A 19,332-nucleotide genomic window follows, 5' to 3' on the forward strand; every position below is an offset into this window, starting at 1 on the left:
TGAATTAATTAAAAGTATTAATCATGATAACGGTTTTAATTCGACGCTATCTTTTTGGTCGATTTCTTCAACGTGAACAGCAACTTGCTCATGCGATGACGTTGGGATATTTTTGCCAACAAAGTCAGCACGAATCGGCAATTCACGGTGACCACGATCAACCAAAACTGCGACTGCAATTGAACTTGGCCGGCCAGCATCCATGATGGCGTCCATCGCAGCCCGAATAGTGCGGCCAGTAAAGAGCACATCGTCAACTAACACAACATGCTTGTTAGAAACATCAACGCCCAAGTCCGCGTTATTGACAACTGGATCTTGCTTAAGCGAAGCATCATGACGATCATCACGGTAAAGCGTAATATCAAGTTGGCCAATTGGGACATCTACACCTTCAAGCTTTTGAATGCGATCATGAATTCTTTGTGCCAGATAAACACCACGCGTTTTGATGCCGACTAAAACTAAATCCTCAGTTCCCTTATTATGTTCAATAATTTCATAAGTAATTCGCGTTAAGGCCCGCTTCATTGCGAGTGCATCCCAAATTTCTTTTGCCATTTTCTTCTCCTCTTACTTCTTCGCCCATGAAAAAAGCACCTAATCTGCTTGAGACTAGGTGCTTCCTAAAAAGTCAATACTTAATTGAGCTTGCCTTGCTAGCCTCACGGGACTAATTTTAAAGACATTAATCTAGTTAAATATACGAGATGTTGGGCAAGTTGTCAACCGCTAAATTGTTTATTTGAAAAATAACTTCCTAAATCCGGTCACAATAGTTTATTTGGGCAAAATTGTTTTACACTTCTTAGGTAGCTACCGTCACAAGCTTATTTAATTTCAATTGACTTCTAACTAAAGTATTTCAAAAAAATATATGCCTAAAACTAATATCGGCCAATCAATGTCAGGAATTATTTTTTTCAGAAACAAGAGGTCAAGCGCGGCAAAGATAATCATAATAAGCCCAATAACTCTTTCCCATTTCTGCAAAGAAGATAGGCGTGCGCCGACTTCATGAGGATAAAATTTTTTAACCACTTTTTGGCTAAAAGACAGAGCGAAGAAAATTACTCCAAGCCCAACCCAAAAAAGCAGGTAAAATAGCCCTTGTTTTGAGTTAAAATCAGAATAATTAACTATTCCAACAAAAACTGCAAAAAAAGCGGTAATTCTCAATATCTGCTTGCCCGTAAACTTAGAAGTCAACATCTCTTTTTACCTTAAACCGTTTTAACCCTTTTTGCCGTTAACAATAATTTGTTTGAAAAAGTCGATTACTTTAAAATGCCAAGTAAAAAATCATTTCCAAAGAGCAAAGGCAGGCTCAGCAGGAAAAAGTGCAAATAGCAACCCAGTATCAAGTGTTATTAACAGAACTGTCTCATTATCTAGCATAAAACAAAATAATGATATTGCGACCAGCACTAACCCCATGCCACGCTCGAATTTTTGATTAGCGGATAATTGCGCATTTTTTTCGGGTATTTTTGCAACAATCTTGGGAATAAATGAACCCGCCAAGATTAAAAGCCCAATAATTAAAAATGTTATCAGGTATGTTGAACGGAAATTAGAACTTGCATGATAATATCCAAATAAACCTAGCAAAAATTGGACAGCTGCCATTAGCCACATTCTGACTTTACTGGCTAATTTTAACTCAAACATGATTATTTTGCGCCACCTTTAATTCCAATTACTAAAAACAAAAATTAAATAGTATTTTTTATTATTTAATAATATTATAATAAAGCTAGAAAGTAAAGCTGCTTATTAAATAAAAAACGCAAGCCCCCGTATCAGTTTTTGCGTTTTCCTGAACTAATTAAATTCTACTTGACCAACTAAGTCATTAATATCAGTAACACCTAATTTTTCAAGTATTGCAGGCAAATCTTGCGCAATGTGCGGACAGATAAGGGCATCCTTAAAGTGTGCACTGCCAACAGCTACTGCATTTGCTCCAGCTAGCATAAACTCAACTACATCTTGAGCACTTTCAATTCCACCCATGCCAATAATCGGCAAGTCCGTTACTTGGCGAACCTGATTAATTTGATACAAAGCAATTGGCTTAACACCCGCACCAGAATAGCCGCCAATATTATTACCAAGACGTGGTTTACGGGTTTCAATATTGATCCTCATTCCAGTAACGGTGTTAATCATGGATAAGCCATCTGCACCACCCGCTTCGGCAGCCTTAGCAATTTCGGTCACGCTCGTGACATTAGGCGTCAGTTTAATGTAAATTGGCACATCCACGACTGCTTTAATCGCTGCTGTTAACTCCTCAATTAAAGCTGGTTGAACGCCAAAGGTCATTCCGCCTTCAGCCACATTTGGACAGGAAAAATTAATTTCTAAGGCATTTACTTTGCCCGAATCTGCTAATTTACGGGCAACTTCAATATAGCCTGCCTTACTTTCGCCACCAACACTAGCCATTAATGGCAATTCGGGATATTGCTTTTTAATTGGCGGCAACTTAGCCGTAATTACTTCATCGACTCCAGGATTAGTAAGTCCCACAGAGTTTAGAACACCCTCATCAAGAACCGCTATTTGTGGCTGTGGGTTACCAATTCGTGCTTCAGGTGTTGTGGTTTTAATGACTAACGCACCTAATTCGTTTAAATCAAACTTTTTCGCCGCAGGCACATCACCGAACCCAAAAGTACCACTGGCAGGCATAAGTGGATTTTTCATCGTTAGTCCTGGTAAATTAACGCTAATTTTTGTCATCTTTTCCTCCAAAAAATGAATGCTCTCCGTCATTACAATTATTTTTGGGTCTATTTTACACGTTTTCTCATTTTTTAAAAGCAAAATTTTTGTTGTATTTTGCCTATCCCGGTGGTAAGCTCTTAATTAACGAACTTTAAACGGTACAGAGAGACCGCAAGTTAAACACGACTTAAATAAGAAAAAAGTCTATTTTGATGCACTCTCGTACCAGAATAGGCTTTTTTGCTTGTGGAGGTTTTATGAAAAAAGCAGTATTTGTAGCTTTGGACTATGACAATTTATCTGATGTTCAACAATTGTTAAAACAGTTGGGCGCGCCCAAAGAAACTTATTTAAAAGTGGGAATGGAACTCTTTTATCATTCTGGCTCTGAATTCGTTTCTGAACTAGTTCAGAAGGGTTATCATATTTTTTTAGATTTAAAGTTGCACGACATCCCTAATACCGTATATGGAGCAGCTAAACAATTGGCCCGGCTAGGGATTGATTGCACAACGATTCATGCTCTAGGTGGTAGTGCAATGATTGCAGCAGCAAAGAAAGGCTTAATTGAAGGTACAAAAGCTGGCAAGGAAGTGCCCAAGCTTTTAGCAGTAACTGAATTAACCTCGATTTCAGACCAAATTTTAGCAGACGAGCAAAACTGTTCATTACCAATGACCAAGCAAGTCGTTAGCCTTGCTAAAACCGCAAAAATTTCTGGAGCAGATGGCGTTATCTGCTCACCGCTGGAAGTTAGCAATTTGCGTAGTCAAGTTGGAGAAGACTTTCTCTACGTAACTCCCGGAATCCGGTTAGCAGAAAATCAAAATGGTGACCAAAAACGCGTCGCGACACCCCAAAAAGCTAAAGAATACGGCTCAAGTGCAATTGTGGTTGGCCGTCCGATTACGCAGGCTCAGGAACCAGCTATTGTCTATGAAAGAATTAAGAAGGAGTTTAATTAAATGTTTCAAGAACAAATCATTAATAAACTAGTTGAACAAAAAATCATTACAATTTCCCCAAGCAAACCATATACCTATGCTAGTGGTATGCTTTCACCAATCTATACTGATTTACGGTTAACAGTCTCATACCCTGATTTGCGGGACTGGATTGCTACTGATCTTGCCGACTTAATTAAAAAGAATTATCCAGATGTCACAATTATTGGTGGTGTAGCAACCGCTGGAATCCCTCATGCAGCTTGGGTTGCAGCCAAATTAGCGCTACCAATGATTTATGTACGTCCTGAGCCCAAAGATCATGGTAAGGGTAGACAAATTGAGGGGCGATTTAGTGCCAACGATAAAATTGTTTTAATAGATGATTTAATCACGACTGGTGGTTCCGTCTTAAATGCTGTCAAAGCAACTAAAAATGAAGGCGGCAATGTTATCGGTGTTGCTTCTATTTTTACTTATTATTTAAAAGATACTAAGCAAAACTTTGCCAAAGCTGATGTTAATTTCAGTCCCTTATTAACTTATCCTGAACTATTAAAAAAAGAGCAAGAAATGAATTATATCAGTGTTAAGGAATATGAAGCATTAAAAACCTGGCACGAAGACCCGTGGGCATGGGGTGAAAAATTTAATCACTAAAATAAAAATCCGATTACCAATTGATATTGGTGATCGGATTTTTATTAATGATTGTTAATGGCATTATTGAGCCGTTTACGGTAACGGAAATAGACCAAGAGCATGAGCGGCAGTAAAATCAATTGAATAGAGTAAAAGTACTTTACAGGTAAGATATCATTGACAAAGCCCATGATAATTGGGCCAAAGGACATCCCAACATCCAGTCCAAGATAAAATGTACTACTTGCCAGCCCCTGCTCACTGATCGGAGCTAATAGTAACGCGGTCGACTGTAAGATTGAGTAAATGACACCGTACCCAATAGCCATAAACGCCGCTGCCAAGGCCATGATCCAGTTATTTTTCATCACAGATAGCAACATAATGTAAATAAAAGTAGAAGCTAAACTAATCCAGAACCAGACCCCAAAAGGCACAGTATCAAATAAGTTCTTTAGCACAACCCTAATTAAAAGGAGTACAAGCGCATAAATTAAAAAGAATGAGCTGACAGCAACATGTAAATGCCTCTGTTCAGCATATGTAACCAAATCAGCTTGGGTGGCAAAATAAGGAAAAGCAAACAAAGTAGTTAACAGTGCAATCGGTAATACATTTTTCTGAATAATTTTAAGATGGTGTGGTGAGCCCTGTTTTTTGACTCGCTTTTGCGGATTCGCCCGATTACCAACAAATTGAATCATGATTACCATTAAAAAAGATGAAACAGCAGACGCAATTATGGCTGCCCGGTAGCCAGTCTTTTGGTAAATATTAATTGCTAAAGCTGGTGCAACCGCCATTGCCAACGCATTCATCAGACCATAAAAACCCATGGCCTGACCGACATGTTGCCGCGGAACTAAAAATGCTAGCCAAGTAGTCATACAAACAGTACATAAGACAAAGCCGGTTCCATTAATAATGCGCAACAGTAACAGCCAACCGCTAGCCGGTGCAAAAACATAGCCAATGACACCGATCATAATCAAAATTCCACCAATAAAGGAAAGTTGATATTTTGAAAATTTATCGGTTAAATTACCAGCAATTGGTCTTAAAAACATTGCTGCAATACTCATAATACCAACAATAATACCGGCAAATGCGCTGCTTGCACCTAAGCTTTTGGCATAACCATTGATTAATGGGTTAACGAACATCGTACTAAACATAAAGAAGAACGATGCTGCCATCACTAATATAACATCCTTAGTATAAATCGATTTTCCTTTAGCCATTTTCTCCTCACTATCTCTTAAAAAATAGTTAATATTAATATTCTAGCACTTCTAGGCCCTATAAGTAATGGGTTCTACCTAAATAGGCGGTTCTTTTTTGCTAATACAAGTAGCTAAATGGATGAAACTGTGCTCTTCTTTTAGAAAATTGGTCTACCTCGTAATACACAAAAAAACACTGAATCAATTAGATCCAGTGTTTTATTATTTTATATTTACCAGTAAGAAAGTCTTTGGTTTTCTTAATTAGTAACCCATGTATCTGTTTCTTTCCCAATCAGAAACAGTTTCAGCATATTGTGACCATTCAAGTTCTTTAGAGCTTGTAAAGCTTTGGGTCAAGTGCTCTCCAAGAGCATCTTGAATTAACTTGTCTTCCTTAAAAGCTTTAAGAGCATTGTGCAAAGTTGAAGGCAATGGCTTAATTCCCATTTCATTTCTCTTCTCTTCACTGACATCAAATAAGTTGCAATCGATTGGATCCATTGGCATCTCTTCTCTCTTGATGCCATCAAGACCAGCAGCTAGGCATGCGGCCAATAATAAGTATGGGTTAGCCGTTGGGTCAGCTGAACGCATTTCCAATCTGGTATTAACCTCTTCAGCTGAAGGTACGCGAACCATTGGTGACCGATTCTTTGAAGCCCAAGAAATATATACGGGTGCTTCATAGCCAGGAATCAATCTCTTGTATGAATTGACTGTTGGGTTAGCTACAGCAGTGATTGCACGTGCATGATCTAAAATACCATTTAAAAAGTAGAGCGCTGTATTGGACAAGTGGAATTTATTATTCTTGTCGTAAAAAGCATTTTTACCATTTTTGAATAATGACATGTTCGTGTGCATTCCGTTACCAGCTTGTCCCTGTAATGGTTTAGCCATGAATGTAGCGAATAATCCATGCTTTTTAGCAATTTCACGAACAACCATCTTAAAGGTTTGAACCCGGTCGGCTGTGGTTAATGCGTCATCAAACTTAAAGTCGATTTCTTGTTGACCGTCACCAACTTCATGGTGCGCTGCTTCAACTTCAAACCCAATACTTTCCAAAGTTTCAACGATATCACGTCTGCAACTAGCACTTTCATCATTGGAAGTAAGATCAAAGTATGAAGCATGATCAGGAACCTTTGTGGTCCAGTTGCCATTTTCATCAAGCTTAAGTAAATGAAATTCAGCTTCAAATCCAATATCAAATGCGGAAAAGCCCATATCCTTCATTTGTTCAACAATCCGCTTCAAATTGTTCCGCGGATCCCCTGCAAATGGCTTACCATCTGTCATATGAACAGAACAAATTAAGCAGCCAATCTTACCGCCCTGGCTATCTGTCCAAGGTAATACTGACCAAGTCGAAAAGTCTGGATATAAAACCATATCGCTTTCTTCTAAGCGAACAAAACCATCAATTGAAGAACCATCGAACCGAACATCATTAGTGAGTACTTTTTCCAGTTGACTATTAGGTACTTCAACTGCCTTGAGTGTCCCATTAATGTCAGTAAAAGTTAGTCGAATAAAACGAACATCGTCATTAGCGACGCTTTTTCTTATATCATCTGCTGTAATTTTCTTTGTCATGCTTTTCCACCTAAAAAAATATAAACAACTTATAATTGGTATAGCCCAGGCAAGTACTCAACTACCTGCCTAAAACTTGATTAATAGATTAGCAAAACATTAAATAAAAGTCAAAGTGGTCTAACCACTTTTTGCTAATCTTTACCAAAGTTTTACTTTAATTAAAGCCCTTTTCAATGCAAAAATTAATTTTGGAAAAAGAGCTCATTAACTGCATTAGTGATAGCAATCTTGACATGAGCATATGTCAAGCCACCTTGCATATAAATCGCGTATGGCGGCCGAATTGGTCCATCGCCTGAGAATTCGATGCTTGCACCTTCGACAAATGAACCATCTGCCATGATTACCTGATCCTCATAACCTGTATCATTACTTGGGACAGGATCAACGAATGAGTTAATTGGAGAATTTTCTTGCAGTGCTTTAGCAAATCTAATCATCTTATCTTTATCATGGAAGATAACTGCCTGAATTAAGTCTGTCCGATCATCATCCCACTTTGGTGATACTTGAGCACCCATTCTGGCCAATAAGGCAGAAGAATAAATTGCCCCTTTAATCGCATTACCAGTGACACTTGGTGAAATAAACAAGCCCTCAAAATAATCAAGGTTGTTGTTAAGACTGGCACCTTCTTCTCTACCAATTCCTCCAGCCGTGAGTCTGGCGGCAGTATTTTCAATTAATTCATGTTTACCAACAACATAACCACCAACTTTGGCCAATCCACCGCCAGCATTTTTAATTAATGACCCAGCCATTAAGTCGGCCCCAAACTCAGTCGGTTCATGCTTTTCGGAAAATTCTCCATAGCAATTATCAACAAAGACAATACTATTAGGACTAACTTCACGAATCATCGCAATCATCGGCTTGATTTTTTCAACCGTAAAGCTTTGACGTGTGTCATAGCCACGAGAGCGCTGAATGACAACCATCTTAGGTTGGTGCTCAGATAACAACTTGCGAGCTGCTGCAAAATCAACGTCTCCGTCTTTTAAAGGAACATGGGAAAACTTAACGCCATATGACTTTAAGCTTCCTCGGCCGTCGCCCGCAATTCCGATTACTTGTTGCAGTGTATCATATGGCATACCAGTAATATAAGTTAGTTCGTCTCCTGGCAGCAAATTGCCAGCCATCGCTGTTGCTAAGGTATGAGTACCAGAGACAAATTGTGAGCGAACTAAGGCATCTTCAGTATGAAAAATTTGCGCGTAAATGCGATCAAGCTTATCGCGACCACTATCATCCGATCCATAACCAGTACTTCCGATTAAGTCAGCTTCAGCAACTGCTTCATCCTTAAAGGCTTGTAAGACCTTATTTTGGTTAAAAAGGATATTATCATCAATTTTACTTAATTGCGGTGCAATCTGTTGATCAATTTCGTTAACAATTTGTTGTAATTCTTGCGGCCAATTATTCATTCAACCATTCCTTCACTTTCTGTTCTATCTTTATCTGACATTCTGGGTCGTCTAACGGGTCAAACCAGACAACGGGCAATTGATTTCTAAAGTATGTTAGCTGTCTTTTGGCATAGCGCCGAGATGCAGCTTTAACTTTTGCGATACAATCCTCTAATGTGCTTTCACCAGTAAAATACGGAAAAAATTCTTTATAGCCAATCGCTTGCAAAATCTGGTACTCTTTTTCCCGATTTTGATAAACAAATTCTGCTTCGCCTAACAGTCCCTCTTGCATCATCTGATCTACCCGAAGATTAATTCTGCGATAAATTTCCTGTCTGTTTGCATTAAGACCAATAATTAAATAATCATACCGTGGCATTATTTTTTCCTGTTGTTCAGAAAACTTTTGTCCGGTTCGGTCAATAACGGTCAACGCCCGTAGTACACGTCGGGTATTATTAAGTGGGATTTTCTCGGCCGCTGCTTGATCTCGCTGGTTTAATTCCTGCCATAATTTTTCCGCTCCATTTAAAGCTAAGAATTGTTGCCACTTTTCATCAATTGCCTGCTGCTGTTCCTTTTTCTCACCTAATTGCATCTGGTTTAACAGTGCATTGACATAAAAGCCAGTTCCACCTACGAGCATTGGTAACTCTTTTTTGGTCGCAATTGTATTGACCGCCGTTTCGGCTTGTTTAACAAAATCAACAACGGAGTATGGCTCAAAGACCGAGCGCGTGTCGACTAAGTAATGATGGACTGCTTTTTGCTCTTCAGGTGTTGCTTTGGCTGTCCCAATTGCCACTTCACGATAAACCTGCATCGAATCGCCCGACACAATAGCCGCATTAAGCTTTTGTGCCAAAGAAATCGCCAAACTGGTTTTACCAATCGCTGTTGGTCCTACGATTGCTATGATTTTCTGCATTTTTCGCTTCCCTTTTGTACTTTTTTAATTATATATTAAAAAAACACGTTTGAAAAAAATGACAAACATGTTCCTTAATTAATATTTAGATGATTTCGTCCGTCCATTCCACTCATCAAAGCCATTTTTAAGCCATTTAATTGAAGAGAAGTGCTTTTTTTGTAAAAATCTTGCTGCACGAAGAGTTACAGATAACGAATCTGAATAAAGGTAAACCGGAAGATCTGCTCTTAATTCAGTATATTGGTACTTCAACATGGTATAAGGCAAATTCCGTGCCCCATCAATGTGCTTTCTTTTGAAGGGAGCTTTTTCCCGTAAATCAACAATCTGAGCCTTTCTCATGCCCTGATTGAACTCATCATTAGTCAAATCACCGTTACCTAAGCGCTTAGTTTGAATTTTATTCCATAGCCAAACCAGAACAAAGGCAAGGATGATAACAACCAATACCACGTCTACAATAATTAAAAAAGTTGACATAAATTTTCTTCTCTCCTATCAAAGTTTATAAAAATAATATACTCCTAAATTAGGAGTGATGCTTATTTTTCTCAAGCTTTTCTTCATATTCGTGTTCCCGGCGAAGAATTAGCTTAGCAATTAAATAGTCATGCTGATCAATTAAATGCGCACGATTAATATTATCAAGCTCCAGCGCCATTAATTCAATATCCCAAATTCTTTTGCCAACATGGACCATAATGCCATATTTTTCAAGAAGTTGTTGAACATCGTATAAAGTTTTCATGATAATTTGATAACCATACCCATTCTGACAGTAGCCACACAATAGACAATTAATACGGTGGCTGCCACCACTCTTTCCTTAACAGAGTAATGGTGGGTTGTCCGATCTCCGAGGATAATTGCAATTAGAAAGCCGACTGCTAAACCGCCAATATGGCCTTGAATATCGATATTAGGCGAAAACAAATCAAGCACAATATTAATCACAGCTAGCCAAAAAGCCTGCTTACCTAAATAAGAAATAACTGGATTGGCACGATTCTTAACTGCAACTGCAGTCATGGCACCAAAAAGGCCAAATAACGCAGTCGATGCACCAGCACTTAAAGAACTGTCACTACCAAGAGCCAAGCTAAGCAAATTGCCCCCAACACCAGCGGATAGATACAGAAGTAAAAAACGCCAGTGGCCCAATAATGGTTCAATATAAGTACCAATGTAATAGATCATCACCGCATTAGAAGCTAAATGCATGATCCCAATATGTAAAAACTGAGCCGTAAATAAACGCCACCATTGGTTTTGTCCCACAACAGCAAGATTATTCATTGCGCCCATTTTTACTAAAACATAGGCATTCTCTGATCCACCTTGCATCACTTCAATTAAAAAGACTACCAAAAGTGTCAGTAAAATGGCAACAGTAATATAACAGTTTTTCAAATATTGTCGTTGATTCATCTTAACCTCATTTATTTTTGCAAGATTGAATTAGGCGTAATAATAGTTTGAATCGGGATATCTGTTTGTTCAACATTCCAAGTCGCGGTTTCAAAAATCATTTGTGAGTTTGCCAAAGCAACAGTTGCTGCATTCGGATGTTTAGCTAAAAATCTGTCGTAGTATCCCCCACCAAATCCAACACGTTGATGGGAATCGCGAGCAAAGGCCAAACCAGGAACAATGACTAAGTCAAGCTGGTTATTGACTTTTGCCTTAGGATCTTCAACTTCCTCAACACCAAATTTTGTTTTACCAAGCTTCGTAGTGTAATTATATGAAAGAAAATCTTGTGAACGTTCAGGATTGTCATTAGCGCGGGCTAAATAGACATCCTTACCCTGATCCCATAAATAGGCAATTAATTTAGAGGTATCGACTTCATATGATAAAGAAGAAGTTACTCCAATACTTTCCTTGCCATCTAAAATTTGTGAATTAATGAAATTCGTGAGCAAAGCTTGATCTTCAGTATCTTTTTCAGTACTATCCGCAAAACTGCTCAATCTTTCTTTTTGTTTTTGCCGTAGTTCTTTTTTATTCATGCTTATTCCATACAAAAAATAGCAGGAGCATAGGCCCTTGCTATAGTTAGTTTATTACTTAGTTTCACGATGAAGAGTCGTATGTCTTTCAACTGGGCAATACTTCTTCAAACTTAAACGTTCCGGATGCTTACGCTTGTTTTTCTTAGATAAGTAACTTCTATCTCCACATTCGGTGCATTCCAAAATGATGTTATCTGCCATTTCTTTCACCACCTAAATTCTTTATTCTGACTGTATAAGTTTAGCATTTCTCTGGACTTTTTACCAGCGATAATTACCAAATTTCTATTTTTTATGTAGTTTAAAGTAATCTTGAACCATTGCCTTAGTCATTTGCAGCGTATAAGACCCTTCTAATTCTGGGTCTAAACCTGGAAAGACAACAGCCGTAGCAATTTCCGCATTGTTAGAAGGTGCATACCCGACAAAGGTGGCATTAACCAATTCCGGCGGATTTTTCTGGTTAGGGTGATCAGGATCATAGTAAAAGGTTTGCGCCGTACCAGATTTACCTGAAATCGATGGTTTGACATCCTTTAGTTTGTGGGCCGTTCCCCAAGAATTGGTTCCATGAACTACCCGCCAAAAACCTTGCCGCACAACATCCAATTCACTTGGGGTCCAAGGAATTTTCAGCTGGACATTAGGCTTTTTATTATAGTCAATGTAAACCTTTTTGCCATTACTTGCTGTTCGACCAATTGACTGCACAACATATGGCTGCATCCTATAGCCACCGTTGGCAATAGTTGAAACATATTGCACCATTTGAATTGGCGTGTAGGCGTCATAGTTACCGTATGACAGGTCAAGAACAGAACCAGAAAGAATATTTCCGTGTTCATCAAAAGACTTACCCTGAATACCTGATATTTCACCCGGCAAGTCAACGCCGGTTTTTTGACCCAACCCAAACATGTTAAAGTTATGCCGCAAAGTATCAAATGCGGTCGAAGGCATATGAATGTATTGTTTAGGAATGTATTTTGCATGTACCCAGTTCATCGCCAAGTGCATCATGTAAATGTTACTGGAAACTTCCAAAGCGGTCGAAGCATCAAGAGCACCAAAGGTTCCAACCGGATAAACTGATTTTTTAATCGGTGTTCCTGGAAGATAAACTGGCGTATCCGGTAAGACATTATTAGTTGGCGTGATTACGTTATTGATTAAACCGCCACTAACCATTGCTCCCTTAACAGCAGACCCCATAACAAATGCTTGGTTAATTACACCGAGAGCATTGTTAGTTGTTTTATTCTTCTTCGGATCACGACTAATGCCGGCTACAGCTAATAATGCACCTGTTTTAGGATTCATTGCAACCGCATAAGCACCATTAGAATAGCGAGCCGCACCAGAAGCAATTGCTGAAGAATATATTTGTTGTAAAGAGTTCTGCACTTCTTTTTGATATTTGGCATCTAAGGTCAAAACTAAGCTTGCTCCAGCCTGACCAGAGTAAACTGACTTAGTTTGTTCAATGTTGCCTGAACTCTTAGTCCAAATTTTGCTAGTGGATTTAGTTCCCTTTAATAAAGGCTCATATTCTTGTTCTAAGTAGGAAGTACCCACGCGATCATTACGAGAATAACCGTTAGTTAAATAATATTGTAAATTATCACTTGGCAAGCCGGCCTTTTCTGTTGATACAGATCCGATAATACTCTGAATTGAAGACCCGTTAGGATATGATCTCTGCCAATCTGTTCCAATTCCAACACCGGGTAAATCGGATAAGTGCTCCCCAACTTCAGCTATTTCTTTATCAGTCAAATCGCTGTTTTTTAAATAAATTGTCGATAAAGTATAGGCACCCGAGATTTTGTTATAAATCAGAGCCGCCGTTTTTTCCCGATCGGTTAATTTAATGTGTTCAGCCCGCACTTGGTCATGAATTCGATTATTGATTAGTTCATCATCTTCTGTTGCCCTGATTGACTTGGGCACTTTAGCGGTTTCTTTTGTACTATTTTTCTTATCACCCAAGTAATAATCAATCACTTGTTGTTCAGTTGGTTTTTCGTTCTTGATGCGAATATACTGGCTAAGCTTATTTGAAATAGAATAAATATCATCAGCAGTTGTAGAAACACTTTTAGTATAAGTAATAGCATTTTTGGCTTTATTACCAACCAAAATACGGCCCTTGCTGTCATACATCACTCCCCGAGGTACTTGGCTGGAAACGACGGCGGAATTTGATTTTTGTACTTCGGCTTTAAACCGCGACCCATAGCCAATTTGCAGATAAGCCAGCTGCCCAATTAAAGTCGCAAAAAGCACAAAAATAATCGCCAAAATGATTTTCATTCTGATTGGCGTTGAAGGTTGATTTTTTGTACTATTAGATTTAGTTTTTCGATTATTCTTAAAAAATTTCACGTAACTCAAACCTCACTAAACTAGTGGTTATTTTACCAAAAACTAGGGTGCAATTCTATTAGTTGGACATTGCTTTGACAAAATTTTACCAGATTTTAGTTAATCCGCATAATTGCGCTGTTTTAATTATCATCATTCTCTGTCAGGATAGAAGAACTTGAAAGCCTTTTGCTAAAATATCTTCTGTATTTATTTCTTTTGTAATAAAATAAATAATATAAAGACTTAGATTAAAATGGAAAGAAGAAACAAAAATGACACTTGAATACCAAATTGGTGTTGATGCTGGTGGTACTCATACTACCGCAATCGCCTATGATATGAGCGGTCAAGAAATTGAACGCAGTGAAGCTGGCCCCGGACAAGTTAATACAGATTACGACAATGCAATTAGTAATATTACCGGAGCTATTAACCAACTAATTGACCAAATTGACGGTGATTGCCAACGGATTTTATGTGGTATGGCTGGACTTTCAGTAATCGGGCATGCACCTGAAGTAGCTGCAGAAATTTCTGCCAAGGTTAACAATTTGCCTACTAGAGCTGTAACAGATTCACTACTTGCCCTGTATAGCGGGCTTGAAGGTGAAGATGGTGGACTAGTAATTGCTGGTACTGGTTCAGTCTTTAATGGCCTGCAAAAAGGGCGAATCATTACCACTGGTGGTTATGGCTCAATTTTAGGTGATGAAGGTTCTGGTTATGCAATTGCCTTAACTGCCTTAAAAGCCGCACTTTTAAGCTGGGACAAACGCGAAGAAAATGCCTTAATTCCAATGTTTAATGACCTATTTAAGACTGATAATATTGTTGATGGGACCGCTAAATTTTACCAAATGTCCAACCCAGAAGTTGCCTCAATGGCCGTTAGCGTGGCAAAGCTTGCCGATAATGGTGATCAAGATGCTATTGCTGTAATTAAAGAGCAAGCTGAATTGCTTGCCCGCGATATTATTATCGGAATGGATCGCTATGAGGAGCCTAAGCCAATGCGGATTGCTCTGACCGGATCAGTTCTAGCTAATAATGCAATGCTACGCAACTTTTTAGAAGAAAAGGTTAAGGAGCATTACCCTAATGCGGAATTCTCTATTTCAAACGGCGAAAATGCTCGCGGCGTTATTTACGATAAAAGTAAGGATTACCGCTACTTTACAAGTCGGTAATATTTACTAAAAAATACTAAAAAACAGATTACTGGTTGCAGTAATCTGTTTTTTTTAATTAAAGAGTTTTATTCTTCAACCTTGTTGATAACAACGTCAAACTTACCACCTGGGGTGGCAATAGTGACTGTTTCGCCTTTTTTCTTGCCTAAAATTGCTTGTGCAATTGGTGAATCGTTAGAAATCTTTCCACTTAATGGATCAGATTCATCACTTCCGACAATGGTGTATGTTTCTGGTTCGTCTTCACCAACCTCAGTATAAGTAACAGTCTTACCAACTGCTACTTCATCGGGGTCACTTGAATTAGCATCTACCACATGAGCATACTTTAACATTTCTTCAACAACGTTAATCCGATCTTCAAGATGACTTTGCTCATCCTTAGCAGCATCATATTCTGAGTTTTCAGATAAGTCACCGTAAGAACGCGCAACCTTAATTCGCTCAATTACTTCAGGACGTTTAACAACTTTTAAATTTTTTAATTCTGCCTCAAGTTTTTCTTTTCCTTCGGCAGTCATTGGATATGATTTCTCAGGCATAAAATTTCCTACTCCTTAAAGTTAAAATTCTTTTTGCACTGGTCTATAATATTGATTTCTGTGCTTAAAGTCAACCTCTAACGAATTTCCGCACCAAGTTGATTCTCTAAGCTACTTGTAATTTGAGCCGTTACTTTATTAACAACTTCATCAGTTAACGTATCTTGCTCATTTAAGAAATGAAGTCGGTACGCGAGACTCTTCTTATTATTTTCAATATGTGACCCTTGATAAACATCGATTACGCGCAAGTCGTGCAAATACTTGCCGCCATTTGCTTCAATTACATTTTCAATTTCTTGATTGGTAATATCTTGCTCAACTAAGATTGAGAGGTCGCGATCAATTGCCGGGAATTTAGGTGCTGCTTTGGAAACAGTCTTAGGATTAACAATTAACGGCACAATCAGATCAAGGTCTAATTCATAGCCATATAATTCGCTACCTCTCATTACCTTGCTTGAACGGGTAACGTCATGACTAATCATACCGATCATCCCCACGTACTGCTTTTTGATATAAATTCCAGCGGTCCGAGTCGGATGCATCTTGGCAATTACCTCTGCTTTATATTCAACATCACTAGAATTGATACCAATAGCAGTGAATAAATTAGTTAATTGCCCCTTCACATAATAAAAATCAATTTTTTCTTTATTATGTTGCCAATTTTCAAAATACACATTACCAGAATATAACGCTGCAAGATGCTCATGCTCATTGTAGGTATTGTTTTCAAAGTCATAAACACGGCCTTGCTCAAAAATTGCTAGTTGATTCTGCTTCCGCGCCATGTTGTAACTGGCAGCATCAACTAAACCAGTTAGCAAGTTTTGCCTTAATGTAGAACGACTTGAATTCAGTGGCATCTGAACTTGAACCATTTTTTGGGGTTCTCTCATAAAAGATACAGCCTTTTCAGGTGAGGTTAGCGAATAAGAAATTGCTTCAATTAATCCCTGTCCCTGAACAACATTTTTAATTCGTCTGATAGCTTCTTCTTTTTCAGAATAGCCCCCAAGAGTTTCTGCTAAAACTGGCTGGGTTGATTTAATATTATCATAGCCATAAAGTCGGCCGACTTCTTCAACTAAATCAGCAGCAATAGCCACATCCCAACGTCTTGCAGGTACTTCAACAGTTAAATTATCGCCATCGATTTGTGCGGCAAAATTAAGTCTTTCAAACAAGTGTTTAATTTCAGCGGCAGAAATTGATGCGCCAAGTGTCTTATTTAAATATGAAATGGTCGTATGAATAACATCTTGCTTACGCTCAGTTTCAGTAGCGGTAACGACACCTTCATTGATTGTTCCGTTAGCATCATTGCGTAATAATAAGGCAGCTATATCAAGCGCTCTTCTAGTTGCATCCCAATTAACGCCCTTTTCATAGCGACTGGAAGCTTCAGTTCGATTAGCGTGGCGTAATGCTGCTTTTCTGATCAAAGTTGGATCAAAAATTGCTGACTCCAGAATAACATCTGTAGTGTCGTCCTTAATTTCTGAATTAAGTCCACCCATTACACCGGCCATCATAACCACTTCGTTTCCGTTCGTGATTACAATATCTTCTGGATCAAGGTCAACATTTTTATCATTAAGGAGCGTGAGTTTTTCGCCCTTGTTAGCTTTTCTAACTACCAGCTTGTTAGTTGCAAATGCTCTGGCATCATACGTATGCATCGGTTGGCCAGTTAGCAGCATCACGTAGTTAGTAACATCAACGACATTATTAACTGGGCGAATTCCGGCATTCCACAAGCGTTTTTGCAGCCAAAGCGGACTGTCAGCAACTTTTACTCCGCTAATCTTGCGTAGGTAAAACTTCGGGGCAAGCTGAGAATCAACCTCGGTGTTAAAATTGCTTGTCCAATCAGGACCATCTACCCTTAAAGTTACGTCTTCAATTTTAACCGGCTCGTCGACAATGGCACCTACCTCGTAGGCAGAACCTTCCATTGACAGCGTATCTGCCCGGTTAGGAGTGATATCAAAATCAAAAATATAATCATCCATTCCGAGCGGTGCAAAAGCAGCTTCACCAGGCTTAACATCAGCATCTTGAGGGAAAACATAAATGCCATCGGTATATTTTTCTGGAACAAGATTATCAGCAAAACCAATTTCTTGTAAACCACAGATCATACCATCAGATTGATAACCACGTAATTTACCCTTTTTAATTTTAACGTTGTCGGCAATGCGGGCCCCAGGAAGGGCTACAACAACATCTTCGCCTGCAGCAACATTAGGAGCACCACAGACAATTTGATGAGGTTCATCTTCACCAACATCAACGTGAGTTAAATTAAGGTGGGTGCCCTCAATTGCCTCACAGTCTAAAATATGACCGATGACGATTTTTTTCAAACCTTCTTCAGGGTGCTTTACTTCAGCGACTTCGACACCTGTCCTAGTAATTTTTTCACCTAATTCATTTGGATCCTGATCCAATTTTAGAAAATCTTGTAGCCATTGATATGAAACTAGCATTATCTTTCCTCCCTACTGAATTGTTCTAAGAAACGGACATCATTGGTATAGAAATCACGAATGTCATCAATGCCATATTTAAGAATCGCAAACCGGTCGAGTCCAACACCAAAAGCAAACCCGCCATATTTATTTGAATCAACACCAGCATTTTCAAGTACATTAGGATGAACCATTCCTGCTCCCAAAACTTCGATCCAGCCAGTATATTTACAAATTGGGCAGCCCTTGCCGTCACAGTTGAAACAGGAAACATCCATTTCGACGGATGGTTCAGTGAATGGGAAGTAACTTGGACGCAAACGGGTCTCACGATCCTGACCAAAAACATGTTTAGTCATCAATTCTAGCGTTCCCTTCAAATCACCCATTGTAATATTTTCATCAACAACGAGCCCTTCCATTTGCATGAATTGGTGTGAGTGCGTTGCATCATCATCATCACGACGATAAACCTTACCTGGGCCAACCATTTTTAAAGGACCTTTAGTAAAATCATGTTTTTCTAAAACTCGCGCCTGATCACCAGAAGTTTGCGACCGTAATAGGTCTTCCTTATCAACATAGAAGGTTTCTTGCATATCGCGAGCTGGGTGATCCTTAGGCAAGTTCATCATTTCAAAACAGTAATGGTCAGTTTCAATTTCAGGACCTTGAACAACTTGATAGCCCATTCCAATAAAATAATTTTCCAAATCATCAAGAATGATATTAATTGGATGCTTTACGCCCAAATGAGTTACCCGACCTGGCAAAGTAACATCAATTTGCTCCTTTGCGAGCTGCTCTTCAACCAACTTTTCAACGATTTCATTTTTGGCATCATCTAGTTTTTGGTTAAATAAATCCCGGACTTTGTTGACGTTTTGCCCAACTTCTCGTCTTTTTTCAGGTTCAACCTCTTTCATTGAATGCAAAATTTCAGTTAATTCACTTTTGCGTCCGACAAGTTTAACCCGAACATCATTCAGCTTTTCCTCAGTCTTAGCTTGAGAAATTTCGCTTAAGCCCTGCTCACGCAGCTCCTTCAGCCTTTCAAATAAATCCATAAATAACTATTTCCTTTCAAATAAAAAAGCTCCGTCCCCTAAAAGGGACGAAGCTTCGCGGTACCACCCTAGTTTGGGCATTAATAACCCACACTTAAGTTTTCGATAACGGCGAATACCGGAATTGATTAGATCCTACTAGTAAGATGAAATTCACAGATCCGTTTAAACTTTTCTTTCA

At 38.7% G+C, this 19,332-nt stretch carries 20 protein-coding genes and 1 other annotated feature (1 of these 21 only partly in view); of the genes, 3 read left to right on the top strand and 17 right to left on the bottom strand.

Annotation, left to right across the window (positions count from 1 at the left end; genetic code table 11):
• Window positions 1-21 precede the first annotated feature (21 nt).
• From pyrR to GYM71_RS06620, 4 genes are all read right to left on the bottom strand, one after another.
• Window positions 22-561: a bifunctional pyr operon transcriptional regulator/uracil phosphoribosyltransferase PyrR gene (gene pyrR / locus GYM71_RS06605; protein ID WP_103751839.1), complete on the bottom strand. Its 540-nt coding sequence runs from the start codon at window positions 559-561 to the stop codon at window positions 22-24.
• 294 nt (window positions 562-855) lie between these two features.
• Window positions 856-1,212, bottom strand: coding sequence for a hypothetical protein (locus tag GYM71_RS06610; protein WP_220219903.1), 357 nt, complete (start codon window positions 1,210-1,212; stop codon window positions 856-858).
• A 90-nt stretch (window positions 1,213-1,302) separates the two neighbouring features.
• Window positions 1,303-1,671 (bottom strand): hypothetical protein, encoded by a 369-nt coding sequence (locus GYM71_RS06615; RefSeq protein WP_220219904.1) that lies wholly within the window; start codon window positions 1,669-1,671, stop codon window positions 1,303-1,305.
• A gap of 153 nt (window positions 1,672-1,824) precedes the next feature.
• Window positions 1,825-2,748: a dihydroorotate dehydrogenase gene (locus tag GYM71_RS06620; protein WP_220219905.1), complete on the bottom strand. Its 924-nt coding sequence runs from the start codon at window positions 2,746-2,748 to the stop codon at window positions 1,825-1,827.
• 242 nt (window positions 2,749-2,990) lie between these two features.
• Here GYM71_RS06620 and pyrF point away from each other — a divergent pair, with 242 nt between their 5' ends.
• The gene (gene pyrF, locus GYM71_RS06625) at window positions 2,991-3,698 is read left to right on the top strand and encodes an orotidine-5'-phosphate decarboxylase (protein WP_220219906.1); all 708 of its coding nucleotides are present in this window, start codon (window positions 2,991-2,993) and stop codon (window positions 3,696-3,698) included.
• Complete coding sequence (gene pyrE, locus GYM71_RS06630) at window positions 3,699-4,337, top strand: orotate phosphoribosyltransferase (protein ID WP_220219907.1); 639 nt, start codon at window positions 3,699-3,701, stop codon at window positions 4,335-4,337.
• 44 nt (window positions 4,338-4,381) lie between these two features.
• Here the strand turns inward: pyrE and GYM71_RS06635 are convergent, their stop codons facing one another.
• The 10 genes from GYM71_RS06635 to GYM71_RS06680 form a co-directional block, all read right to left on the bottom strand.
• Window positions 4,382-5,560, bottom strand: a complete 1,179-nt coding sequence (locus GYM71_RS06635; protein WP_220219908.1) for an MFS transporter — start codon at window positions 5,558-5,560, stop codon at window positions 4,382-4,384.
• Between the two features lie 246 nt (window positions 5,561-5,806).
• Window positions 5,807-7,144: a type I glutamate--ammonia ligase gene (gene glnA / locus GYM71_RS06640; RefSeq protein ID WP_220219909.1), complete on the bottom strand. Its 1,338-nt coding sequence runs from the start codon at window positions 7,142-7,144 to the stop codon at window positions 5,807-5,809.
• A gap of 185 nt (window positions 7,145-7,329) precedes the next feature.
• On the bottom strand, window positions 7,330-8,577 hold the full coding sequence (locus tag GYM71_RS06645; RefSeq protein WP_220219910.1) for a methionine gamma-lyase family protein: 1,248 nt from the start codon (window positions 8,575-8,577) through the stop codon (window positions 7,330-7,332).
• Complete coding sequence (gene miaA, locus GYM71_RS06650) at window positions 8,570-9,490, bottom strand: tRNA (adenosine(37)-N6)-dimethylallyltransferase MiaA (protein ID WP_220219911.1); 921 nt, start codon at window positions 9,488-9,490, stop codon at window positions 8,570-8,572. Before miaA ends, GYM71_RS06645 begins: the two co-directional genes overlap by 8 nt.
• A gap of 78 nt (window positions 9,491-9,568) precedes the next feature.
• Entirely contained in the window at window positions 9,569-9,973 is a 405-nt protein-coding gene (locus GYM71_RS06655) for a rhodanese-like domain-containing protein (RefSeq protein WP_103751849.1), read from the bottom strand.
• Window positions 9,974-10,022: 49 nt separating this feature from the next.
• Complete coding sequence (locus tag GYM71_RS06660) at window positions 10,023-10,241, bottom strand: YqgQ family protein (RefSeq protein WP_220219912.1); 219 nt, start codon at window positions 10,239-10,241, stop codon at window positions 10,023-10,025.
• Window positions 10,238-10,921: a rhomboid family intramembrane serine protease gene (locus tag GYM71_RS06665; protein WP_220219913.1), complete on the bottom strand. Its 684-nt coding sequence runs from the start codon at window positions 10,919-10,921 to the stop codon at window positions 10,238-10,240. Before GYM71_RS06665 ends, GYM71_RS06660 begins: the two co-directional genes overlap by 4 nt.
• A gap of 11 nt (window positions 10,922-10,932) precedes the next feature.
• Entirely contained in the window at window positions 10,933-11,505 is a 573-nt protein-coding gene (locus GYM71_RS06670) for a 5-formyltetrahydrofolate cyclo-ligase (RefSeq protein ID WP_220219914.1), read from the bottom strand.
• A 54-nt stretch (window positions 11,506-11,559) separates the two neighbouring features.
• Window positions 11,560-11,709, bottom strand: a complete 150-nt coding sequence (gene rpmG / locus GYM71_RS06675; protein ID WP_081945351.1) for a 50S ribosomal protein L33 — start codon at window positions 11,707-11,709, stop codon at window positions 11,560-11,562.
• Window positions 11,710-11,793: 84 nt separating this feature from the next.
• Window positions 11,794-13,821, bottom strand: coding sequence for a peptidoglycan D,D-transpeptidase FtsI family protein (locus GYM71_RS06680; protein WP_220221194.1), 2,028 nt, complete (start codon window positions 13,819-13,821; stop codon window positions 11,794-11,796).
• Between the two features lie 326 nt (window positions 13,822-14,147).
• Between GYM71_RS06680 and GYM71_RS06685 the strand changes: the two genes are divergently transcribed.
• A complete protein-coding gene (locus tag GYM71_RS06685; protein WP_220219915.1) occupies window positions 14,148-15,062 on the top strand; it encodes an N-acetylglucosamine kinase in 915 nt (304 codons plus the stop codon).
• A 68-nt stretch (window positions 15,063-15,130) separates the two neighbouring features.
• Here the strand turns inward: GYM71_RS06685 and greA are convergent, their stop codons facing one another.
• The 3 genes from greA to pheS form a co-directional block, all read right to left on the bottom strand.
• Window positions 15,131-15,607, bottom strand: coding sequence for a transcription elongation factor GreA (greA, locus tag GYM71_RS06690; protein WP_103751854.1), 477 nt, complete (start codon window positions 15,605-15,607; stop codon window positions 15,131-15,133).
• Between the two features lie 77 nt (window positions 15,608-15,684).
• The gene (gene pheT / locus GYM71_RS06695; protein ID WP_220219916.1) at window positions 15,685-18,102 is read right to left on the bottom strand and encodes a phenylalanine--tRNA ligase subunit beta; all 2,418 of its coding nucleotides are present in this window, start codon (window positions 18,100-18,102) and stop codon (window positions 15,685-15,687) included.
• Window positions 18,102-19,151 carry a phenylalanine--tRNA ligase subunit alpha gene (pheS, locus tag GYM71_RS06700; protein ID WP_103751856.1) on the bottom strand — a complete coding sequence of 350 codons (1,050 nt, stop codon included), beginning with the start codon at window positions 19,149-19,151 and terminating at the stop codon, window positions 18,102-18,104. The genes pheT and pheS overlap by 1 nt, the downstream gene beginning before the upstream one ends.
• Before the next feature lie 40 nt (window positions 19,152-19,191).
• Window positions 19,192-19,332 (bottom strand) — a binding site (T-box leader); it runs 63 nt beyond the window's last position.

The sequence above is a fragment of the Lactobacillus panisapium genome (assembly GCF_019469265.1).
In the GTDB taxonomy this organism is placed as follows: Bacteria; Bacillota; Bacilli; order Lactobacillales; family Lactobacillaceae; genus Lactobacillus; species Lactobacillus panisapium.